This window comes from Enterocloster aldenensis, assembly GCF_003434055.1.
GTDB classification, from domain to species: domain Bacteria; phylum Bacillota; class Clostridia; order Lachnospirales; family Lachnospiraceae; genus Enterocloster; species Enterocloster aldenensis.
Map to the genome: position 1 here is coordinate 1 of NZ_QVEX01000058.1, position 277 is coordinate 277.

A 277-nucleotide genomic window follows, 5' to 3' on the forward strand; every position below is an offset into this window, starting at 1 on the left:
TGGAATCTTTTGATATCATTTTCTTTATGAACGATGCTTTCTTGCACCTGTTCCAGTCGCTTCTGCAGCGTTTTGCGATTAGCTGAATTATTCTCCAGATAAAGTCGGTATTCCTCGAGCATGACCGAATGATCCTCTGTAAGTATTTTAGCTTTCGGTGTGTCTTTCAGCTCATGCGACAGTTTTTGATGATCGGTCAGCTTATTCTGGAGGTTACAGAGAAGAATATCATTATCCTGTATACTCTTATCCAGTTGTTTTTCTTTCTGATGCATTC

At 39.4% G+C, this 277-nt stretch carries 1 protein-coding gene; it reads right to left on the reverse strand.

The genetic code is table 11. From position 1 onward, the window contains the following. Positions 1-275, reverse strand: a 275-nt coding sequence (locus tag DWX59_RS28475) for a hypothetical protein (protein WP_147325895.1), incomplete at its 3' end; no start/stop codon positions are given. Positions 276-277: the final 2 nt, after the last annotated feature.